This is a genomic window from Egicoccus halophilus, assembly GCF_004300825.1.
GTDB classification, from domain to species: Bacteria; Actinomycetota; Nitriliruptoria; order Nitriliruptorales; family Nitriliruptoraceae; genus Egicoccus; species Egicoccus halophilus.
Map to the genome: position 1 here is coordinate 2,668,117 of NZ_CP036250.1, position 20,054 is coordinate 2,688,170.

The 20,054-nt window shown below is 74.3% G+C and carries 16 protein-coding genes, 1 other RNA gene and 1 pseudogene; 7 read left to right on the forward strand and 11 right to left on the reverse strand.

The features are described 5' to 3' along the window. The first annotated feature begins 233 nt into the window (after positions 1–233). Both ELR47_RS11980 and ELR47_RS11985 read left to right on the forward strand, forming a co-directional pair. Positions 234–2,093, forward strand: a complete 1,860-nt coding sequence (locus ELR47_RS11980; RefSeq protein WP_130650106.1) for an acyl-CoA dehydrogenase — start codon at positions 234–236, stop codon at positions 2,091–2,093. Positions 2,094–2,442: 349 nt separating this feature from the next. Continuing rightward, on the forward strand, positions 2,443–4,827 hold the full coding sequence (locus tag ELR47_RS11985) for a transglycosylase domain-containing protein (protein ID WP_130650107.1): 2,385 nt from the start codon (positions 2,443–2,445) through the stop codon (positions 4,825–4,827). A 16-nt stretch (positions 4,828–4,843) separates the two neighbouring features. Here ELR47_RS11985 and ELR47_RS11990 read toward each other — a convergent pair whose 3' ends face one another. Then, complete coding sequence (locus tag ELR47_RS11990; protein WP_130650108.1) at positions 4,844–5,569, reverse strand: SDR family NAD(P)-dependent oxidoreductase; 726 nt, start codon at positions 5,567–5,569, stop codon at positions 4,844–4,846. Between the two features lie 14 nt (positions 5,570–5,583). Continuing rightward, positions 5,584–6,447 (reverse strand): alpha/beta fold hydrolase, encoded by an 864-nt coding sequence (locus ELR47_RS11995; protein WP_130650109.1) that lies wholly within the window; start codon positions 6,445–6,447, stop codon positions 5,584–5,586. Positions 6,448–6,501: 54 nt separating this feature from the next. On the opposite strand from ELR47_RS11995, the gene ELR47_RS12000 reads away from it, so the two are divergent. Further along, entirely contained in the window at positions 6,502–7,371 is an 870-nt protein-coding gene (locus ELR47_RS12000; RefSeq protein ID WP_130650110.1) for a zinc metalloprotease, read from the forward strand. 27 nt (positions 7,372–7,398) lie between these two features. On the opposite strand, the pseudogene ELR47_RS12005 reads toward ELR47_RS12000, so the two are convergent. The 3 genes and pseudogenes from ELR47_RS12005 to ELR47_RS12015 form a co-directional block, all read right to left on the reverse strand. Continuing rightward, positions 7,399–8,162, reverse strand: a pseudogene (locus ELR47_RS12005) (SDR family oxidoreductase). Between the two features lie 124 nt (positions 8,163–8,286). Continuing rightward, on the reverse strand, positions 8,287–9,465 hold the full coding sequence (locus tag ELR47_RS12010) for a glycerate kinase (RefSeq protein WP_205745229.1): 1,179 nt from the start codon (positions 9,463–9,465) through the stop codon (positions 8,287–8,289). Between the two features lie 112 nt (positions 9,466–9,577). Then, a complete protein-coding gene (locus ELR47_RS12015) occupies positions 9,578–9,883 on the reverse strand; it encodes a 4a-hydroxytetrahydrobiopterin dehydratase (RefSeq protein WP_130650112.1) in 306 nt (101 codons plus the stop codon). Between the two features lie 141 nt (positions 9,884–10,024). Between ELR47_RS12015 and ELR47_RS12020 the strand changes: the two genes are divergently transcribed. Together ELR47_RS12020 and ELR47_RS12025 are read left to right on the forward strand one after the other, a co-directional pair. Beyond that, a complete protein-coding gene (locus ELR47_RS12020) occupies positions 10,025–10,675 on the forward strand; it encodes an LON peptidase substrate-binding domain-containing protein (RefSeq protein WP_205745230.1) in 651 nt (216 codons plus the stop codon). Positions 10,676–10,745: 70 nt separating this feature from the next. Continuing rightward, positions 10,746–11,963 (forward strand): bifunctional class I SAM-dependent methyltransferase/N-acetyltransferase, encoded by a 1,218-nt coding sequence (locus ELR47_RS12025; protein WP_130650113.1) that lies wholly within the window; start codon positions 10,746–10,748, stop codon positions 11,961–11,963. 43 nt (positions 11,964–12,006) lie between these two features. Here the strand turns inward: ELR47_RS12025 and ELR47_RS12030 are convergent, their stop codons facing one another. Next, positions 12,007–14,130, reverse strand: coding sequence for a hypothetical protein (locus ELR47_RS12030; RefSeq protein ID WP_165404034.1), 2,124 nt, complete (start codon positions 14,128–14,130; stop codon positions 12,007–12,009). Here ELR47_RS12030 and ELR47_RS12035 point away from each other — a divergent pair. After that, positions 14,092–14,781 (forward strand): SOS response-associated peptidase, encoded by a 690-nt coding sequence (locus ELR47_RS12035; protein WP_165404035.1) that lies wholly within the window; start codon positions 14,092–14,094, stop codon positions 14,779–14,781. The two genes, ELR47_RS12030 and ELR47_RS12035, sit on opposite strands and share 39 nt — an antisense overlap. A gap of 57 nt (positions 14,782–14,838) precedes the next feature. Here ELR47_RS12035 and hemG read toward each other — a convergent pair whose 3' ends face one another. From hemG to ELR47_RS12055, 5 genes are all read right to left on the reverse strand, one after another. After that, positions 14,839–16,251, reverse strand: coding sequence for a protoporphyrinogen oxidase (gene hemG / locus ELR47_RS12040; protein WP_165404036.1), 1,413 nt, complete (start codon positions 16,249–16,251; stop codon positions 14,839–14,841). Beyond that, positions 16,248–16,937, reverse strand: a complete 690-nt coding sequence (locus tag ELR47_RS18400; RefSeq protein WP_165404037.1) for a hypothetical protein — start codon at positions 16,935–16,937, stop codon at positions 16,248–16,250. The genes hemG and ELR47_RS18400 overlap by 4 nt, the downstream gene beginning before the upstream one ends. Continuing rightward, positions 16,930–18,039, reverse strand: coding sequence for a uroporphyrinogen decarboxylase (gene hemE, locus ELR47_RS12045; protein ID WP_130650117.1), 1,110 nt, complete (start codon positions 18,037–18,039; stop codon positions 16,930–16,932). Before hemE ends, ELR47_RS18400 begins: the two co-directional genes overlap by 8 nt. A gap of 117 nt (positions 18,040–18,156) precedes the next feature. Then, positions 18,157–18,546: RNase P RNA component class A (rnpB, locus tag ELR47_RS12050), an RNA gene on the reverse strand. A 57-nt stretch (positions 18,547–18,603) separates the two neighbouring features. Next, positions 18,604–19,086 (reverse strand): PaaI family thioesterase, encoded by a 483-nt coding sequence (locus tag ELR47_RS12055; RefSeq protein WP_130650118.1) that lies wholly within the window; start codon positions 19,084–19,086, stop codon positions 18,604–18,606. A 134-nt stretch (positions 19,087–19,220) separates the two neighbouring features. Here ELR47_RS12055 and ELR47_RS12060 point away from each other — a divergent pair, with 134 nt between their 5' ends. After that, positions 19,221–20,048: an aminotransferase class IV gene (locus ELR47_RS12060; RefSeq protein ID WP_130650119.1), complete on the forward strand. Its 828-nt coding sequence runs from the start codon at positions 19,221–19,223 to the stop codon at positions 20,046–20,048. Positions 20,049–20,054 lie beyond the last annotated feature (6 nt).

Consider the following 20,054-nt stretch of genomic DNA (forward strand, 5'->3'; position numbering starts at 1 on the left):
TCCTCCTCGTCGTCCGTGCGGATCGCCGACGGCGGTGGTCCCGGCCTGCCGGCGTCCTCGCTGGTCACGGTAGTGCGCGCCCCGCCACCCGGGACGACGCCACCGTCGGCGCAGCGACCGAACCCGGACTTGCAGAACTGGAGCGAACGCTCCAATATGTAGCAGACGCTCCAAAGCGTTGGAGCTGCCGCATCCGTGGAGCGGATCGGGTTCGTCGACAAGGGAGACGTTCGGTGAGCCACTACAAGAGCAACCTGCGCGACATCGAGTTCAACCTCTACGAGGTGTTCGGCGCCGAGGACTACTTCGGGACCGGCCCGTTCGCGGCCGTCGACGCCGACCAGGCCCGCATGCTGCTGGGCGAGCTCGACCGCTTCACCCGGAACTCGATCTGGGCCGAGTCGTTCGTGCCCGCCGACCGCACCCCGCTCGAGCTCTCCCCCGAGGGCGACATCACCATCCCCGAGGAACTCGACCAGGCCCTGCGTGCCTTCTACGAGGCCGGCTGGCACCTGCTGCCGCTGCCCACCCACCTCGGCGGCTTCGGCGCCCCTCCCTCGATCCGCTGGGCCGCCTCGGAACTGCTCTCCGGCGGCCACGCCACCGCCATGCTGTGGCCCATCGGCGCCCTCATGGGCGCGATCATCGACCAGGTCGGCACCGAAGGGCAGAAGGCGCGCTTCGGACGCCCGATGATCGAGCGCTGCTGGGGCGGCACCATGGTGCTGACCGAACCTGACGCCGGTTCCGACGTCGGCGCCGGCGTCACCCGCGCCGTCCGGGTCGAGGACAACGGTGACGACGACCTCGGGGCCGTCTACCACCTCGAGGGCATCAAGCGGTTCATCACCTCGGCCGACGCCCAGACCCACGAGAACACCGTCCACCTCGTCCTCGCCCGCCCCGAGCACGCCGGCCCCGGCACCAAGGGCCTGTCGCTGTTCATCGTGCCCAAGCTGCACGTCGACGCCGAGGGCGACCTCGGCGAGCGCAACGGCGTGCGGGTGTCCAACCTCGAAAAGAAGATGGGCATCAAGGGTTCGGCGACCTGCGAGCTCTCGCTCGGCCAGGACGGCACCCCGTGCGTCGGCTACCTCGTCGGGGACGTCCACGACGGCATCCGGCAGATGTTCCTCGTCATCGAGTACGCCCGCATGATGGTGGGCACCAAGGCGATGGCGACCTTGTCGACCGGCTACCTCAACGCGTTGGACTACGCCAAGGTCCGCGTCCAGGGCGCCGACCTCACCCGGTCGACCGACAAGCGCGCACCCAAGGTCGAGATCATCCAGCATCCCGACGTGCGCCGCCTGCTGATCGAGCAGAAGGCCCACGCCGAAGGCATGCGCGCCCTGGTCATGTACACCGGCTGGGTGCAGGACCAGGCCCAGCTGCACGGCGAGGACGCCGAGGAGCACGCCCGCTGGATCGCCCGCGAGGACCTGCTGCTCCCACTGGTCAAGGGCTACTGCTCCGAGAAGGCCTACGAACTGCTCGCCCTGTCGCTGCAGACCTTCGGTGGCTCCGGCTTCACGCAGGACTACCCCGTCGAGCAGTACCTCCGTGACGCCAAGATCGACACCCTCTACGAGGGCACGACCGCGATCCAGGCGCTCGACCTGCTGTTCCGCAAGATCGTCCGCGACCAGGGCGCCACGCTCACCTGGCTCGCCGACCAGGTCCGCGAACTGGTCAAGGCCGGCCGCGACGACGACCCCTTCGCCCGCGAACGCCAGGCCCTCGGCCAGGCGCTCGAGGACGTCAGCCAGCACCTCGGGATCCTCGTCGGCCACGCCATGGCGTCGATGGACGAGACCAAGCGTGCCGAGATCTACAAGGCCGGGCTCAACAGCACCGAGTTCCTCTACTCGCTCGCCGAGGTCGTCATCGGCTGGCTGCTGCTGCGTCAGGCCGAGATCGCCCAGGACCAGCTCGACGCCGCCGTCACCAACGGTGACGGCGACTTCTACACCGGCAAGGTCGCGTCCGCCCGCTGGTTCCTGCGCACCGTCCCGCCCAAGGTCGCACTGCGCCGTCAGAAGGCCCAGGTCGAGGACGGCTGGCTCATGGAGGTTCCCGAGAGCGCGTTCTGATTCTTCTGCCGCCGGTTCCTGGTGGGCGGGGTGCGGTGACCGGCACCGTCGGTGCTCGCGCACTGGTCACCGGCGGCGGCCCGGGGTACCGCGAGCCAGCTGCGGTGACCGGCGCCGTCGGTGCTCGCGCACTGGTCACCGGTTCCCATGAAGCTCCGTGGTCCGCTCCCCGCTCCCGGGAGCGGGCCACGGGGAAACTCAAGGAGTCTCCTGCCCGACGCGCGACCAGCGCGGCCCGACGCGACCCGTTGGTTGCGCAGGGCGTTGCGCCGCGCGCCGCGGGGTACCGTAGGAAGGCCGACGTCGTGGTGTCCTCGCCGCGGCGCGTTCCTGGAGGACCAGACGCTCCGTGGCCACACGCTCCACGCCGCCGCGCTCGACGGGCCCGACGGGCTCCACGCCCCGCGGCTCGAAGCGGCACAAGCAGAAGAAGCCCTGGTACCGCCGCTGGTGGGCGGCGCTGCTCGTGTTCCCGGGTCTGCTGCTGGGCGCCGTCGCGCTGCTGGCCTTCTTCCTCATCGTCTCCCGCGTGCCGCTTCCCGACGACATCGCCGCCGACGCCTCGGTGGTCTACGACCGCAACGGTGACGAGATCGGTGGGTTCGCCGGCCCGGACCAGGCGTCACGCGAGGACGTCGACATCGCCGACCTGCCCGACCACGTCGGCCACGCCGTCCTCGGCGTCGAGGACCGCGACTTCTACGAGCACCACGGGGTGTCGGTCACCGGGGTGGCCCGTGCCCTGTTCACCAACGTGCGCGCCGGCAGCGTGCAGCAGGGCGGCTCGACCATCACCCAGCAGTACATCAAGAACGCCGCCGTCGGCGCCGATCAGACCTACGCCCGCAAGGTCGAGGAAGCCGCGCTCGCGCTCAAGCTCGAGCAGGCGTACGGCAAGGACGAGATCCTCGAGTTCTATCTCAACACGATCTACTGGGGCCGTGGGGCCTACGGGATCCAGGCCGCAGCGCGCAGCTACTTCGACGTCCCTGCCAGCGAACTGACCGTCAACCAGTCCGCCACGCTCGCGGGCGTCATCGCCTCGCCGGAGAACTTCGACCCGCGGGAGAATCCCGAGCGTGCCGAGGCGCGTCGGCGCGTGTCGTTGGCCGGCATGCTCGAGAAGGGCTGGATCGACCAGGCCACCCACGACGAGCTGCGCGCCGCCGGTCTCCCCGAGGTGATCGAGCGTCGTGGCCGGGACCTCGGCCCCAACGCCTACTTCCTCGACGGGGTCCAGCGCGAGCTCGCCCAGCTGCCCGACTTCGTCGCCGGGGAGCTGTTCCGCGGCTACCGCATCCACACCGAGCTCGACCCGCGCATGCAGGAGCTGGCGCAGCAGACGGTCACGGAGGCGGTCGAGCAGGGCCCCACCGACACCGGCGCGATCGTCTCGCTCGACCCGGCGACCGGTGGGGTCATGGCCCTGGTCGGCGGCGCCGACTTCGCCGCCCAGCCGCGCAACGACGCCTACCGCTCGGCGCGCCAGGTCGGCTCGACGTTCAAGGCTTTCACGTTGCAGGCCTTCCTCGAAGCCGGCAACGCCCCCGACTCGCGCTACCCGGCGCCGGCCGAGATCGACGTCACCGAGCCCACCGACCCGGACCCGGTCCGCATCCGCAACTTCGGTGGCAGCAGCCCCGGCGAGCAGACGGTGCTGCAGGCCACCGCGTCGTCGACCAACACCACCTATTACCTGATCCAGGAGGAGGTCGGGCGCGAACGCGTCATCGACGCGGCCCGCCGCGCCGGCCTGCCGATCAACCGCGAGGTCGCACAGGACGGCGAGGTGGTGCGCCGCGACACCATGTCGCCGGTGCGCTCGTTGACCCTGGGCGTCGCCTCGTTCACCCCGCTGGAGATGGCCGGCGCCTTCGGGACCTACGCCGCCGAGGGCACCCACGTGCGCCCGCACCTGGTCACGCGGGTCGAGAACGCCGAGGGCACCGTGGTCTACGAGGCGTCGACCAACGGCCAACCCGACGTGGACACCGACGTGGCCCGCGGCGTCACCCAGGTGCTCCAGGGCGTGGTGCAGAACGGCTCCGGGCAGTCCGCCCAGATCGGCCGTCCCGTCGCCGGCAAGACCGGCACCACGCAGAACAACCAGGACGCCTGGTTCGTCGGCTACGTCCCACAGGTCGCGACCGCGGTCTGGTTCGGCAATGCCGACAACACCCCCATCGAGGGCGACGCCACCGGAGGTGGGCTCGCCGCACCGGTCTGGGGCGAGTACATGCGCCAGGCCGTCGAGGGCCTCGAGGTGGTCGACTTCACCGCCCCCGACCTCTCGGACCTCGAGCGCCAGGACGAGACCGTCTCCTGCCCGTCGGGCTACACCTTCGCGGACCCGCCGGCGCCCGGGACCGACCCGATGCCCGACGTGCGCGAGGACCTCACCAACGCCGACGGCCAACCCTGCGTCGAGCAGGCGCCGCAGCCCGAGCCGGAACCGGAGCCCGAACCGGCGCCCGAACCCGAGCCCGAGCCCGAACCGGCGCCCGAACCCGAACCGGAACCGGAACCCGAACCGGAACCGGAGCCCCAGCCGGAACCCACGCCGACACCCACGCCGACGCCGTCCCCGACCGAGCCCGCACCGACACCGACGCCGTCCCCGACCGAGCCGCAGCCGACGCCCGGGCCGACCGAGCCGGCCGAGACGCAGGGCGGCGACGCGACCGGCGCCGGCGCCGCGGACGACGAGGAACCTCGACCGGACGCGACCGCGTGACCGAGGCGCCGGACGGTCAGGCGAAGTCGCGCAGGTCGAGCACGTCACCGCTCGACACCGACGGATCGTCGAGCAGCGCCCACAGGCGGGGCGCGACGTCCGAGGGTGCGAGCAGGGCCCCGTCCTCGTGCAGACGCCGGAAGCGCTCCACGCCCGGGAAGTCCTCGGCGTCGGTGGCACGGATGCGTTCCTGCATGCCGGTCGCGACCACCCCGGGCGCCACGGCGAGCACGACACACCCGCCCCGCTGCGCCTGTTCCTGCCCGACGGCACGTACCCAGTGGTCGCCGGCGGCTTTCGCGGCCCCGTAGGCAGCCCAGCCGGGACGTGCGGTCCGCGCGGCGCCGGACGAGATCAGCAGCAGCTCCCGGCGGATCGGCAGGTCGCGGAGGGCCGCGAGCACGGCGTGCCCGACGACCTGCGTGGCGGCACTGTTGAGCAGGACGTGCCGGGTGTAGGTCGCCGTGTCGACCTCACCGACGAACCCGATGGGCTCGATGGTGCCGGCGTTGTGCACGACCGTGATCCGCTCCCAGCTCCTGTCCGCGACCGTCCGCGCGAACGCCTCGGCGAACGTCGTCCAGTCCTCCGGGTCCGCCAGATCCAACGGCCAATGTTCCCCGCCGGCCGGCGCGCGTCCGGAACGGCTCACGTCGACGCGGTGGGCACCGGCGGGTGCGGCGGCGAGCAGCGCCGCACCGAGACCGGCCGAGCCTCCGGTGACCACGACGAGACGGGACATGTCGGCGACCTTCCTCAGCGGGGAGCGGCGGACGACGGTGCCGACCCGATCCCCGGGGCACCGGCGGCCGCCAGGAAATCGAGCACGTGCCCCGCGAAGCGCCGTGGGGCTTGTTCGGGGAACCCGTGCGCCAGACCGTCGAGGACGGCGAAGCGTGCGCCCGGGATCGCCGCGGCGAGGGTGCGGCCGGCGTCGGGTGGACACAGCGGGTCGTGCTCCCCCGACAGCACCAGCGTCGGTCGGGCGATGTCGCCCAGCACCTCGCGCGCGTCGTGGTGGAGCGCAGCGGCCGTCAGCGCGACGTGCCGGGCGATCCGGTCGTCGGGATGGCCGGGCGGTGGCGCTGCACGCAGCAGCACCTGACGTCGTGCGTGCTCCCGGCCCGTGTAGGAGGCGTCGAGGGCGGCCCGGGCGAAGCCGGTCCAGTCGCGCGCGACCACCGCGTCCTGCCACTCGGTGAGGACGGTGCGCAGTCGCTCGTCGGCCACACCGGTCGTGGCCGAGAGCACGAGGCCGGCGACGAGGTCCGGACGCGTCGCCGCGAGGTGCTGCGCGACCATCGCCCCCATGGAGTGCGCCAGCAGCCACGCCGGCCGGTCCGAGAGCTGCTCGAGTGCACCGGCGACCTCGTCCGCGAGGTCGGCCGTCGACGGCGGCGGCTCGTCGGACTGCCGGTCGCCGTAGGAGACCGCGATGGCGAAGAAGTGCCGCAGCGGCAGGGGCACCTCGCGAAGCAACGCCTGCGTGGCCGGCAGGCTCACGGGGGTCAACCCGTCACTGAGTCCGGGCACGAGCACGGCCGGCGGCGCGGCGGGATCGCCGCCGACGAGCACGGGCAGGCGCCTGCCTTCGGCGTCCACCCACCGCAACCGTTGCACGGACCATCCTCGCGGTCGGCTGCCCGCACCCTACTCGCGGTACCGTCCGGCACCGTGGCCGACCAGACCGACTGCCGCCCTCCGGCGCCGACGACGCCGACCGACGCCGACGCCCCGGCGGGGCCCCGGCTCGTCGGCGTGCTGCTGCTCGCGCTCGCTGCGCTGGCAGCCGGCCTCGCGGTCGCCGCGGTCGGGGTCAGCCACGGACTGGACGGCGGCAGCGCCGCGTCCGCGAACCTTGTCGAGGCGCCCCACCATGCCGCGTCGGGGATCGAGGCCGCCAGCGGCTACGCGGTCTGGGAGTACAACGACGACGGCCGACCGATCCGCTGGGACCCGTGCACCCCGATCGACCTCGTCGTCGCCCGCGAGGGAGCACCCGCCGGCGCCGAGGACGACCTGGAGCGGGCCGTGACCGCGATCGCGGACGCGACCGGCCTGACACTTCGCGTGATCGGCGAGGCCGACGAGCGGCCGGCGGGTCGCCGCCCCCCCTACCAGCCGGAGCGGTACGGCCCACGGTGGGCGCCGGTCCTGGTCGCCTGGGCGACGCCGCACGAGAACGGACTGTCGCTGCGCGACACCGACCGCGGCCTGGCCGTGCCGGTGGCCGTCGGGCGCCCGGGCGAGCGCGTCTACGTCACCGGCCAGGTGGTCCTCAACCGCGACCGCGATGACCTCCGGTCCGGGTTCCGGGACCGCGCCGATGCCTGGGGCGCGACGATCCTGCACGAGCTCGGTCACCTCGTCGGCCTCGCCCACGTCACCGCCGAGGACCAGCTGATGTCGGTCCACCCGGGGCAGGGGCCGGTCGTGCTCGGCGCGGGCGACCGCGCCGGACTCGCCGCCGTCGGCGCGGACCACGGCTGCCTCGAGGTGCCACTGCCGCGGCCGGTGGAGGTCGGCGACCCCGTCGGTCCGTGAACGCGCGGTGGCGCTGCGGACGCGGTGTCAGCCCGCCAGTCCGGCCGACGCCCCCGTCGTCCCGCCGTCGACCGGCAGCACGACGCCGGTGACCCACGAGGCCGCCTCGGAGAGGAGGAACGTCACGGCACGTGCGACGTCCTCGGGTTCCCCGAGCCGTCCCAACGGGTGCGCGGCCGCGGCGGCCTCCTCGTCCGCGGACCACAACAGCTCGGACAGCCTGGTCCTGACGACCGCCGCGGCGATCGCGTTGACCCGCACCGTCGGTGCCAGTTCGTGCGCCAGTTGCCGCGTCAGGTGGTGCAGGGCGGCCTTGGAGACGTTGTAGGCGCCGATGACCGGACTCGGCCGCAGCCCACCGACCGACCCGATGTTGACGACGGCACCGCCGCGCTCGCGCATCGAACCGTGCCAGGCCGCCCGCGCCCACAACAGCGGAGCGCGCAGGTTGACCTCCCAGGTCTTGTCGAGCGCTCCGAGGTCCACGTCGGTCAACGGTCCGGCCGCCGGGTTCGTACCGGCGTTGTTGACCAACAGGTCGCAACTGCCGAACGTCTCGACGGCGGCCCGCACGGCGTCCGCGGCGTGTTCGCCGTCCGTGACGTTGCCGACCACCGGGACGACCCGGTCCCCGAGGTCCGCGGCGAGCGGCTCGAGGGTCTCCGCCCGTCGCCCGGTGATCACGACCCCCGCGCCGCTCCTGCGTCGAGCAGCTCACGCACGATCGCCTCGCCGATCCCCCGGCTGGCGCCCGTGACCAACCCGACCTTGCCATCGACCCGGACCTGCATGCGCCGCTACCTCCGCGTGGTGCACCGAACGCTAGCCACCGTGGACGACCGCGACGGCATCCCGACGCGCGTCCGCACCACGGCGCCTCCACTCGGGCGAAGACCGGCACCCGGGCCGGGCACGTCAACGCCGACCGGGGTCAGCCGCACTTCCGTCCCCGTGCCATCCGCTCGCCGCCAGCTCGGCCCCGGCCCGCACCAGCCAGCGGATCGGCTCGTGCATGGCGGGCGCCTCACCGCCGGCCAGCTCCACCAGCGACCGGGAGGTGGCGACGCGGGTGGGCGGTGGCGTGGACAGCCGCCCGGCGACCAGGGCGACCCTGGCTCGCGATGGGACCGCATCCAGCAGCGCCCCCACGACCTTCCCCTGCAGCGAGGTGGCGTCGAAGGCGCCCTCGCCGGTGACCACCACGTCGGCGTCGGCCAGGTGCGCGGGAAGCCCGACCGCGTCCGCAACGGCGCAGGCACCGGGCCGCAACCGAGCTCCCCACAGAGCCGCCAGGCCGAAGCCGGTGCCACCGGCCGCTCCGGACCCGGGCGCGGTCACCAGATCCGTCGGGTGCTTGATCGGTCCGGCCGACGTGGCGTCGGCCGACCGGTCGACGTGCGCCGCCGTCACCGCCGCCAGGTGCGCGAGGCCGGCCTCGAGCTGCTCGACCTGGTCGGCATCGGCGCCCTTCTGCGGCCCGAACGCCCGCGCCGCCCCGTTCGGGCCCAGTAGCGGCGCCGTGACGTCGACCAGGCAGTCGACGCCGCCGGGTGGCGGGGGGCGCAGACCCGCGGTGTCGATCCGCGTGAGGGCGTGCAGGGCGCGGCCGCCGCGTGGGAGCGGTCGCCAGTCCGGCCCGAGGAACCGGGCACCGAGCGCGGCCAGTGCCCCGGTACCACCGTCGGTCGACGCCGAACCGCCGAGCGTCACCAGCAACCGGGTGGCACCGCCGTCGAGCGCCGCGGCACTCAGTTGGCCGAGCCCGGTGGTGGCGGCACCGAGCGGATCCGGCTCAGCCAGCAACGGCAGCCCGCAGGCGCCGGCCAGTTCCACCACGGCCGTACCGTCGGGCAACGCCAGCCAGGCCGCCTCGTGACGGCGGCCATCGGGACCATCGACGTGCGCCGGTACGGACCGGGCTCCGGGGTGCGCCGTGGCGAGCACCTCGGCGGTGCCCTCGCCGCCATCGGCCAGCGGCAGGACCACCACCTCGTCGTCGGGACGTCGACGTCGCCAGCCACGGGCCAGTGCATCGGCCACCTCGGTCGCGGTCGCCGTGCCCTTGTAGGCGTCCGGGGCGACGACGACCCTCACCTCGTCCTCCTGCTCCCGCCGGCGGCAGGTGCCCGGCAGCGCATCCGTGCGTCGACGGCTCCGCCGGGGCGCCGATGCGGTGTCGGCACGACGACCGGTCCACGAGCGCCGGTCAACGCGGACCGGCGTCCTCCCCGTCCTCGACCACCGCGTCGATACGCTCGGCCAGAGCCAGGTCGCGGTCGGTGATCCCCCCGACGTCGTGGCTGGACAGGCGCACCTCCACCCGTCGGTACGAGATCGCCAGGTCCGGATGGTGGTTGGCGTCCTCGGCCAGTGGCACGACCCGCGTCACGAACGCGACGGCAGCGGGGAAGTCGGGAAACTGCAGGCGGCGCACCAGTGCGTCCCCGTCGCGGGACCAGCCGGGACGCTCGCGCAGGGCCTGGTCGACGGTGTCCGGATCGAGGGTGCTCATGAACGTGTCCTATCAGCCCGGCGTCGGCCGCGCCAGCGACCGGAGGGACGCGTCGGCGTCGTCCCCGGGCCACCGTACGCTGCCGCCCGCCCGCCGCGTGGCGATCGCACACCGGCGACCCGGGCGGGCCTCCGGCCACGAATGGTCCCCCACCCCGCCGAGGAATGCCGACTGAACCCCCTGCCGATGTTCCCGCTCGGGACCGTGCTGCTGCCCCACATGGTGCTGCCGCTGCACGTCTTCGAGCCCCGCTACCGGTCACTGATGCACGACGTGCTCGAGGGCGACCGGGAGTTCGGTGTCGTGCTCATCCGACGCGGCCACGAGGTCGGTGGCGGCGACGAGCGCTACGCCGTCGGCACCGTCGCTCGCGTCCTTCGCGCCGAACGACTCGATGACGGTCGTTGGCTGGTGCTGAGCGTGGGCACCCGCCGCTTCCGGGTCGATCGATGGGATACCGAGTCGCCCTATCCGCTCGCCACCGTCACCGACCTGCCCGAGGAACGGGCCGCGGCACCGGCGGTGGCGTTGCGCGACACGCTGGCTCCGCGGCTGCGGCGCATCCTCGCGCTGCAACTCGAGCTCGGCCACGACGGCGTCCCGCCGACCGTCGAACTCTCCGACGACCTCGACGTCGCCTGCTGGCAGGCCGCCGTGGTCGCACCGCTGAGCCCCATCGACGCCCAGCGGGTGCTGGAGACCGATGGCTGCGGGGAGCGAATGCAGCTGCTCGACCGCATGCTGCTGGACCTCGAGGAGGTCCTGGAGATGGAGCTGCGCGCGGGACCGTGACCGTCGGTGCCACGTGCGCCGATAGGTTGCGCGGCCTCGTTCGCTCGATGCCGCCAGGACTTCCCCGCCCGTGTCACCACTGCCCCGCACCGACGTCTCGGTCGCCGACCCGCTCACGAGGACGGCGAGCGACCCCACCGGCCCCGTCGCGGCCTGCCTGGATGCCCGGCTGCCGCTCGACGCCACGGTGCTCGGGATCGGCGCCTTCGCCGACGGTGCCCTCCCCGCACGTCTCCAGGGCCGGCGTCGGCGCGTCGTGGCGCTGGTGGCGGGCGCCGGGGACGACCGGCCCACATCGGACCGTCCCGCGGGCACGGTCGTCGTCGGGGAGGCCGGCCAGCTGCCCTTCGCCGACGGCAGCCTCGACGGCGCCTTCGCGACCGGGGACTACTTCCGCCCCTCGACGCTCGACCCGTCGCGGGGCCTGGCCGAGCTGCACCGCGTCGTTCGACCGGGCGCCCCGATCGTGCTGGTCGGTTCGGCCGGAGACGACGACGTGACCGGCATGTGTGGTGGCGCCGGGGGTGAGCCGTTGGGTTGGTTCGCCGACCGCGGCTTCGCCGTCGAAGTGTTCGACACCACGATCGGCTTCCGCGACGCGTCGGAGGCGCACGAGGTCCTGGCGCACTGGCTGGACGGGTGCCGTCCGCTGCCCGAGCCCGTGCCGTTGCAGCTGCGGCACCGGGTGTTCGTCGCCACCGTCGCCTCGCGCGGACCGGCCGAGGTCCGCATCCGCGGCATGCGTCTGGCGGAGGCCGAGCGCGTCGGAAGCCTGACCATCGAGGCCTACGACCGCTTCGGCACGATCGAGGGCCCGTACCGGACCTTCCTCGCCGACCCGCGGCTGCGCCTGGACACGTCCTCGGCGTTGTTGGTCGCCGAGGTCGACGGCGAGGTGGTGGGCACCGTCACCTATGTCGTCCCCGGCGACGGGGAGTGGGAAGGCCCCGAGCCGGCGCCCGGCGACTGTGGGTTCCGTGTGCTGGCCGTCGACCCCGACGTCCAGGGGCGCGGGGTCGGCCCGCGGCTCGTGGCAGCCTGCCGTGAGCGGGCCGGCGAACAGGGGCGCCACCGCCTGTTCATCTCGTCGATGAGCTGGATGACCCGCGCGCACCGGATGTACGAGCGAGCGGGGTTCGTGCGTCGACCGGACCTCGACGTGATGTTCCCCGGCGGCCTGGGCGTCATCTTCACGCTCGACCTGACCGACGAGGCCGAGGAGCGGTTCCCGGCTCCCGGACCGGTGCCGCCTGAGCCACCCTGGTACGCCGACGCCTGGGCGACCTGACCTCGCGTCGAGCGGCACCCGGAACCGCGCGGCGTCGGAAGGGTCAGGACAGGGCCACGAGATCGCGCAGCGCGGCGATCGCCATCGGCAGCAGCACGGCGAGCGCGACCGCCCCGAGGATGCTGGTCAACAGCCAGCGGCCGGTACGTCGGGGCGGGCCGGTCACCGGGATGCCGAACACCGGCTCGTCGTCGGGGTCGACGTCCACGGCGGCGAGGCCGCCCGTGGTGTCCTCGGTCATCGGCGAGGCCGTGCCCGGACGGCGGTCTGGAGCGTCGTCCGACGCGTCCGCCGGGCTCGGTGCGTCCTCCGTCGCGGACGGAACGGCGACCACCGCCTCGAGCGGCGCGCGCCGCGGCGCCACGGGCACCGGTTCCGGTTCGGGCTCGGCGACGGCCGGTTCGGGCTCGGTCGTCCCTGCTCCGGGCTCGTCCGTCGCCGGCTTCTCCGTCGCCGGCTTCTCCGTCGCCGGCGCGGAGGTCGGGGGCGCGGAGGTCGGGGGCGCGAGCGGCGGATCCCACTCGGCTCGTGGTGCCACGCCCAGGGCGAGGGAGCCGTGCGGCGTCACGGGGGCGTGCGGATCCGCCAGCTCGGCCGTCTCCGGCGTCTCCGGCGCAGGAGACGCCGTGGGGCCCGCATCCCGGGTCGTCGCGACGAGGGGCGCTTCCTCGGCCGGCGGTGTCCGTGTCTGCCCGGACCCGTCCGAGCGACGGTCACCCGGGACCGTTGCGGCCTCCGATGCCGATGACGGCGCAACGCCGAGCGCCTGGGAACCGTGCACGACCGCCGGCGGCAGCACGCCACCGCTCGGCGCCGCCGGCTCCGGCCACTCGTCCGCCAGCGCCGACGCCGGGACGACCGGCGGCACCTCGACCGGATCCGAGCCGGAGGGCACCTCGGGCTCACCCGCCGGCGCCACCTCACGCTCCCGACGGGCGTCCCTCGCGCGCTTCCGGTCCCGCCGCCGACGTGCCACCCCCAACGCCTGCGAACCGCGCGCGACCGCCGGCGGCAGCACGCCACCGCTCGGCGCCGCCGGCTCCGGCCACTCGTCCGCCAGCGCCGACGCCGGGGCGACCGGCGGCACCTCGACCGGATCCGAGCCGGAGGGCACCTCGGGCTCACCCGCCGGCGCCACCTCACGCTCCCGACGGGCGTCGCTCGCGCGCTTCCGGTCCCGCCGCCGACGTGCCACCCCCAACGCCTGCGAACCGTGCGCGACCGCCGCGGCGGCGGGCTCGGCGACGTCGGCGGCGGGCTCGGCGACGTCAGCGGCGGTCCCGGCAGGCGCCGTGGCGGAAGGACCCGCGGCGTCGGCGGACATCGGGGCCCTCGACGTGAACAGGTCCTCGAGCGGTTCGAGGGCCGGCGTCTCGCGCGTCCGCGCGACGAGGCCGGTCGACGGCGTGTCGACCGACGGCGTGTCGGCCGACGGCGTGTCGGCCGACGGCCGTGGCGACTCCTGCACCGCCCGGACCTCGTCGACCGGACCCGGCAGCGGATCCGGCAGCGGATCCGGCGCCGCCGGACGGGCGCGGGTGACGACGTCGGTCGGCTGCTGTGCCAGGACCGAGGCCACGATCCGGCGGGCGATTGCCGAGGCGTCCTCGGCCGTGTCGGTCTCGGCCTCGACGACGGGGGCGGGCGGGACCGCCGGTACCACCGCGGGGCGACCAGGCACCGGCTGCAGTACGGGGCTGGCGGACGCCGGACCCGCCTGCTCCGCCTCGGCGACCGCCGGGTGGTCGTCCCCGACCGGTGGTCGGGTGGCCTCGGCGTGGGCGGCGAGGACTTCCGCGACGATGCGCCGGGCGGCTCGTCGTGCCGGGTCGTCGTCGCGTGCGGCCGCCATCGCGTCCGGGGTGGCCGTGGCATCGGCGTGCGTCGTCGGCGACACCGCCGCGTCGACGGTCCCGGCCGCACCGTCCAGCGGGTCGGTTCCGGTCGGCTCGGTGCGGTGGGCGTCGAGTACCTCGCGGACGATGCGCTGCGCGATGTCCCGCGCGTCCTCGGACACGGCCGCGTCTCCTGGTCGATGGCAGGGTGGGGTTCGGTCCGGCCGACCCACGAGAGTAGCTGTCGGTCCCGCTCCGGAGAAGGAGGTCGAGCGACCGCTACGGTGGGACGCATGTGCGGTCGCTTCCTGTCCCTGTCGCAGCCGGAACACCTGGCGCCACACCTCGAGGTCGACGAGGTGCGGACCGAGGCATTGCCGGTGCGCTACAACGTCGCACCGACGCAGGACGTCTACGGCGTGATCGAGAAGGACGGCACGCGCCGTCTCGGAACGCTGCGGTGGGGGTTCGTGCCGTTCTGGACCCGCCAGCTCACGGGCGCGAGACAGCCCATCAACGCGCGGATCGAGACGGTCGCGTCCACGCGGATGTTCGCCGACGCGTTCCGCCGCCGACGCTGCCTGTTGCCGGCGGACGGGTTCTACGAGTGGCAGGCACGACCGGACCGCGACCGCAAGCAACCGTTCCACATCGCCGACCCGGACGGCGAGCCGCTGGCGTTCGCCGGGATCTGGACCGTCTGGCGGGATCCGTCCGTCGAGGACGCCGCACCGCTGTTCAGCGCCGCGATCGTCACCACCGCCGCAGGTGGGCGCATGGAGCAGCTCCACGACCGGATGCCGGTGATGCTGCCGCGCCGGCTGTGGTCGGACTGGCTGACGGCCTCCGAGGACGAGGCGCCCCACCTCGTCGACGCCGTCGCGGCGCTCGCCCCGCCACGTCTGACGGCGACCCCCATCGTCGATCGGGTCAACAACGTCCGCAACGAGGGCCCGGAGCTGCTCGAGCCCGTCCCCGCCTGAGCGTCGCCGGCATACCGGCACTCCGGCATTCCGGCACCCGACGCGGGCGGACGAGGGTCAGCGGGTGCGGACGGCGGCGGCGAGCCGCTCGGCGTCCCGGGCGCGGGCCGCGATGCCCAGCCCGTCGAGCGCCGTCCCGCCCAGGTGCAGACCGGGCCGGGCCGCGAGGGCGTGCCGGATCCGCTCGACGCGCGCGCGGTGGCCGACGTCGTACTGCGGCAGTGCCGCGGGCCAACGTTGCACGAACCACTGTTCGGCGGGTTCGAGGATCCCGGTCGCCGCGCGGACCTCGGCATCCACGCGGTCGGCCAGTTCGTCGTCGTCGAGCTCCAGCGCGCTCGCGTCGTCGACCCGTCCGACGCTGGCACGGAGCAGGAACCGCTCCCGCTCGCCGTGGTGGGGCCACTTCCGGGAGCTGAACGTCGCGGCCTTGATCAGCCGCCCCTCGGAGCGGGGGACGAGCAGGCCGCTGCCGGCGGGCACGGTCGCCGCGGCGTCCCGGTCGTAGGCCAGCGCGACGACGCCGACCGAGGCGCTGGCCATCCCGGCCAGCTCACGGGCCGCGTCGTCGCACACGCCCACGAGCAGCCGGGCGGCGACCGCCGGCGGGACCGCCAGCACGACCTCGTCGTACGCGACCGGACCGTTCTCGGTGTGGAGCCGCCAGCCGGCCGCATCCGCCTCCACCTCGTGCACGGGCGTCGCGAGCCGCACCCGCCCACCGAGCGCATCCTGCAGTCGGGTCACGAGACGGCTCATGCCCCCGCGGACGGTGAGGAACACCGGCCGGTCGTCGTGGCGCGTCCCCGCCCGGTGCTCGCGCAGGCCGCGTGTCAGCGACCGGTGGGCGGTGGCGGCCGCCCACACCGGCGGCACGGTCGCCTCGGTGCTCAGCCGATCGGCACGGCCGGCGTAGACGCCGCCGAGCAGCGGCTCGACCAGGGCGTCGACCACCGCCGTTCCGAAGCGGCGGGCGACGAGGTCGGCGACACTGCGGTCGCCGGGCCCTTCGCGTCGGGGCAGCAGCGGCTCGAGGGTCGCCCGCGCCAGCGCGGCCGGCGAGAGCACCCCGCTGCGGGCCACCTCGCGCAGGTCGGTCGGCACACCGAAGACCGTGCCGCCGGGCAGCGGTCGCAGACGTCCCCGGGTCCACACGTGCACCTGCCCGGTCGCCGGCGCCACCAGGTCCTCGTCGCCGAGACCGAGCGCACGGGCCAGGCGTTCCGCCTCGGGATGGCGGGCCAGGAAGGCGTCCGCACCGACGTCCATCGGCGCATCGGCGAACTCGACGGTGCGAATCTCCCCGCCCGGGCGCGTCGCCGCCTCGTAGACGGTGACCTCGGCGTCGTCGCGCAGATGCCACGCCGTCGCCAGTCCGGTGATGCCGCCGCCCACGATCGCCACCCGGCGTCGCCGCTCGGCGTCCGGGCCGCGCGCCCCGGCCGAGCCGTCCGGCGCGGCCGCGCTCACGACCACGTCCCGAGCTCGTCGTCGTCGTCGAAGTCCACCCCGGCCACGGTCTGCACCACGGTGGTGAGCAGGTCGAGTTGCGTCGCCCGGCCGAGGTCGACGCAGGTCAGCCGGGCACCCAGCGCCTCGGCGGCGGCGGCCAGGGTCGGATCGGCACCCGTGCCCGGAGCGACCGGGCACTCGACCACGTCGCGCCGACCGTGGGCCTGGACCACGCTGGTGAGCGCGTCGACGGCGGTCGGGTTGCGCGTCGTCCCGCGCCAGGCGATCGAGCGGTGCGGGAGGTCGACGCGGGCCTCGATCGCGGCGGCCACCTCGCGCAGGAACATCAGGTCCTGCGGCTCGACGTCCTCCCCCGGGTCGGGGGCGGTCACCAGCACGTGCGCGCCCGCGTTCGCGCCGTTGGCGACCGCCTGTGCCAACGCGTCGGCGAGCTGCGGCAGGGCGTACCAGGACACGACCCCGGCGTAGGCCGGCAGCGTCGCCGAGCCCTCGGCATGCAGGTCGGGCAGGACCGGCCAGGGCACCGCCGCCATCCCGACCACCAGCTCGGCGTCCGAACCGAGCCGGGCGGCGACCTCGAGGTGGTCGTCGGGCGTGGTGCCCACGACGGTCGCGCCGGTGCGTTCGGCCAGGGGGCCGGTGAGTGCGGTGCCGCCGAGCAGAGCGACGGCCAGCTCAGCCATCGGTCGGCTCCGCCCCCGTGCCGCGGTGGTCGCCGACGCGCCCTTCGCCGTGGACGAGCTCGACCACCCGCTGGAGCACCGCGGGGTCGGTGGCCGGCAGCACCCCGTGACCGAGGTTGAACACGTGGTCGACGGCGCCGTCGGCGGCGGCGAGCACGTCCCGGACGCGCCGTTCGACACCCTCCCACGGGCCCAGGCAGACGGCCGGTTCGAGGTTGCCCTGGATGCCGATGCCCGTGGGCACGCGTCGCCGTCCCTCGGCGAGCGGCACCCGCCAGTCGATCCCGACGACGTCGGCGGCCCCGCCGGCGGCCATCGCGCCCAACAGCTCACCGGTGGCCACCCCGAAGTGGATGCGGGGCACCCCGAGCGCGCCGAGCTCGGCGAGCACCCGTCGGCTGTGGGGCAGCACGTAGGTGACGTAGTCGTCCGGGTGCAGCGCCCCCGCCCAGGAGTCGAACAGCTGCACCGCGCTGGCACCGTGCGCGACCTGGGCCGAGAGCGAGGCCAGCGTGATGTCGGCGAGGCGTTCCATCAGGCGGTGCCAGGTCGCCTCGTCGCCGTACATCAGCGCCTTCGTGCGGCTGTAGGACTTCGACGGCCCTCCCTCGATCAGGTAGCTCGCGACGGTGAACGGGGCGCCGGCGAAGCCGATGAGCGGCACCGACAGCTCCCGGACCAGCAGGTCGACCGTCTCGAGCACGAACGCGAGGTCGTGCTCGGGCTCGAGCGGACGGAGCCGGTCGAGGTCCGACGGCTGCCGGAACGGTTGCTCGACGACCGGCCCGACGCCGGGCCGGATCTCCACGCCGAGCCCGAGTGCCTGCACCGGGGTGACGATGTCCGAGAACAGGATCGCCGCGTCGACGCCGTAGCGGCGGACCGGCTGCAGCGTCACCTCGGCGGCGAGTTCGGGCGTGTGCACCACCTGCTCGAACGTGTGCTGCTCACGGATGGCGCGGTACTCGGCCAGTGCACGGCCGGCCTGGCGCATGAACCAGACCGGGACGCGTTCGTGGGGCAGCCCGCGGCAGGCGCGAACGAACGGGCTGTCGTCGTGCGTCCGGGGGGGCGCGTCGACGGAGACGTCGGGAGCGGACATGCAGGTCCTCGAGGACACGAAGATTCGGCGCGCCACGGTACCCGTGCCCGACCCCGACCCCGACCCCGCCCCCGCGCGTCGCGCCGCGAGGCCACCGGGAACGCGACGGGAGAACTCGGGAGGAGCCGGCCGGTAAGCCGGATTCTGTTCCGCCGGCGGACCGGCGGTGGCGACCATCTCTCTGGGATGTCGGTCTCCCGACACCTCGTTGCGGCCCACCTGGGACGTGCCGCACGGCTCGCGCCGTGCGACGGGCGGGCAACCGTCGTCCCTGCTTGGCCTTGCTCCGGGTGGGGCTTGCCGAGCCACGGTGGTCACCCACCGTGCTGGTGAGCTCTTACCTCACCGTTTCACCCTCACCACGACCCCGGAGGACCGTGGCGGTCTGTTCTCTGTGGCGCTTTCCACGTGTCACCACGCCTGGGGGTTACCCAGCACCCTGCCCTGAGGAGTCCGGACTTTCCTCACCCTGACCGAGGTCAGTGGCGCGGCCGCCTGGCCGACTCCTCCCGAGCCAGGCAGGGTAGCGCGCGGCTCGGGACGGACACACGCCGGCCGTCGGGTTCACCCGGAGGTCGCGGCCATCTCGAGGTAGACGAACGTGAGTGACGCCGACGCGACCGTCGTGTCCTGGGCGTCGGTGACCGCGACCTCGACCTCCACGCGGGGGCGCTCGCCGGCGTCGGCGGCCGCCAGTGCCGGTGCGACGACGTCCTCGCCGACGTCGGCCGTGGCGTACAGCACTCCCCGTGCCGGCGCGACGTAGCGCACCGTCAGCCCACCGACCACGGGCACGTACCCACGCCCCAGCAACGGGGCCAGCCGTCCCGATGCTGCCAGCGCCCCCGCCAACTCGACCGGTGCCAGCTCGGCGATCGCGTGCACCCCACCGACGTGGTTGGCCAGGCGCTCGTCGGCCTGCAGACGGGTCCGCGCGCACCCGGTGGTCAGCTCGACGACCTCGACCCCCAGGTGCCGGTTGAACGGCAGTTCCTCCCCGAGCGCCCGCAGGCCGTCGAGCACCGCTGTGTCCGCCTGCGCCGCCATGGCCACCTCCGGGTCGGCTCGCCACGCTAGTCCCCCGTCGGGCGCGGGCACCGCTCCGCCATCCGCCGGATTGCGGCGGGTCGACCGGGTACGCGCGTGCGGTCGGGTTCCTGCCGGTCTGGTTGGATGCGGTCATGACCAGTTCCGAGCAGGCCGAGACCGTCCCACCCGCCAGCGGCCGCGCGATCGCGTGGGTCGACGGGCGGGTACTGCCCGCCGCGGACGCGACGGTGCCGCTCACCGACGAGGGCTTCCTGCGCGGTGACGCCGTGTTCGAGGCGATGCTCGTCCGCGGCGGGCGCACCCACGCCCGCGACGCGCACCTGCAACGCCTGCGGCGCTCGGCGAAGGCCCTGGACCTGCCGTTGCCGCCGGTCGATCGGGCGATCGCCGACCTGCTCGCGGCCTTCGGCGCCCGGGACGGCGCGCTCCGGCTGATCGTGACCCGCGGCGGAGCGGTACGCGGGATCCTGGGTCCGGTGTCCTGGCCGGCCACGATCTCCCTGGCCGTGGTCGAGGCACCGTGGCGCACCGCCATCTCCGGGGTCAAGACGCTGTCGTACGCGGTCAACCAGTGGGCGCTGCGCCAGGCGAACACCCGGGAGGCCGACGACGCGCTGGTCGTCGACGGCGGCCTGGTGCACGAGCTGCCCAGCGGCGCCGTGGTGCTGGTGCACGACGGGGAGGTGTCGAGTCCCGACCCGCAGCGTCTGCCGATCCTCGACTCCATCACCGTCCGGTCGCTGGCCGAGGTCGTCGAGGTGGCCCGGACCGTGCCGGACCTCGACGCGTTGCGTGCCGCCGACGAGGTGTTCGTCGTGTCGGCGACCCGGCCCGTGCTGCCGGTCCACGCGGTGCTGTTCGACGGCGACGACGAAGTGGAGTACCCGGCTCCCGGGCCGGTCACCGAACGGCTGCGGGCCGCCTTCGCCGCCCGCGTGTCGGCGACGCTGGACCCCTGAACGACG

Excerpts from the sequence above, each read along its gene's own strand:
- hemE (WP_130650117.1), bottom strand. The coding sequence starts at position 18,039 with ATGTCCGCTCCCGACGTCTCCGTCGACGCGCCCCCCCGGACGCACGAC.
- ELR47_RS11990 (WP_130650108.1), bottom strand. The coding sequence starts at position 5,569 with ATGTCCCGTCTCGTCGTGGTCACCGGAGGCTCGGCCGGTCTCGGTGCG.
- ELR47_RS12015 (WP_130650112.1), bottom strand. The coding sequence starts at position 9,883 with ATGAGCACCCTCGATCCGGACACCGTCGACCAGGCCCTGCGCGAGCGT.
- ELR47_RS12035 (WP_165404035.1), top strand. The coding sequence starts at position 14,092 with ATGTGCGGTCGCTTCCTGTCCCTGTCGCAGCCGGAACACCTGGCGCCA.
- ELR47_RS12020 (WP_205745230.1), top strand. The coding sequence starts at position 10,025 with ATGGTCCCCCACCCCGCCGAGGAATGCCGACTGAACCCCCTGCCGATG.
- ELR47_RS12060 (WP_130650119.1), top strand. The coding sequence starts at position 19,221 with ATGACCAGTTCCGAGCAGGCCGAGACCGTCCCACCCGCCAGCGGCCGC.
- ELR47_RS18400 (WP_165404037.1), bottom strand. The coding sequence starts at position 16,937 with ATGGCTGAGCTGGCCGTCGCTCTGCTCGGCGGCACCGCACTCACCGGC.
- ELR47_RS12055 (WP_130650118.1), bottom strand. The coding sequence starts at position 19,086 with ATGGCGGCGCAGGCGGACACAGCGGTGCTCGACGGCCTGCGGGCGCTC.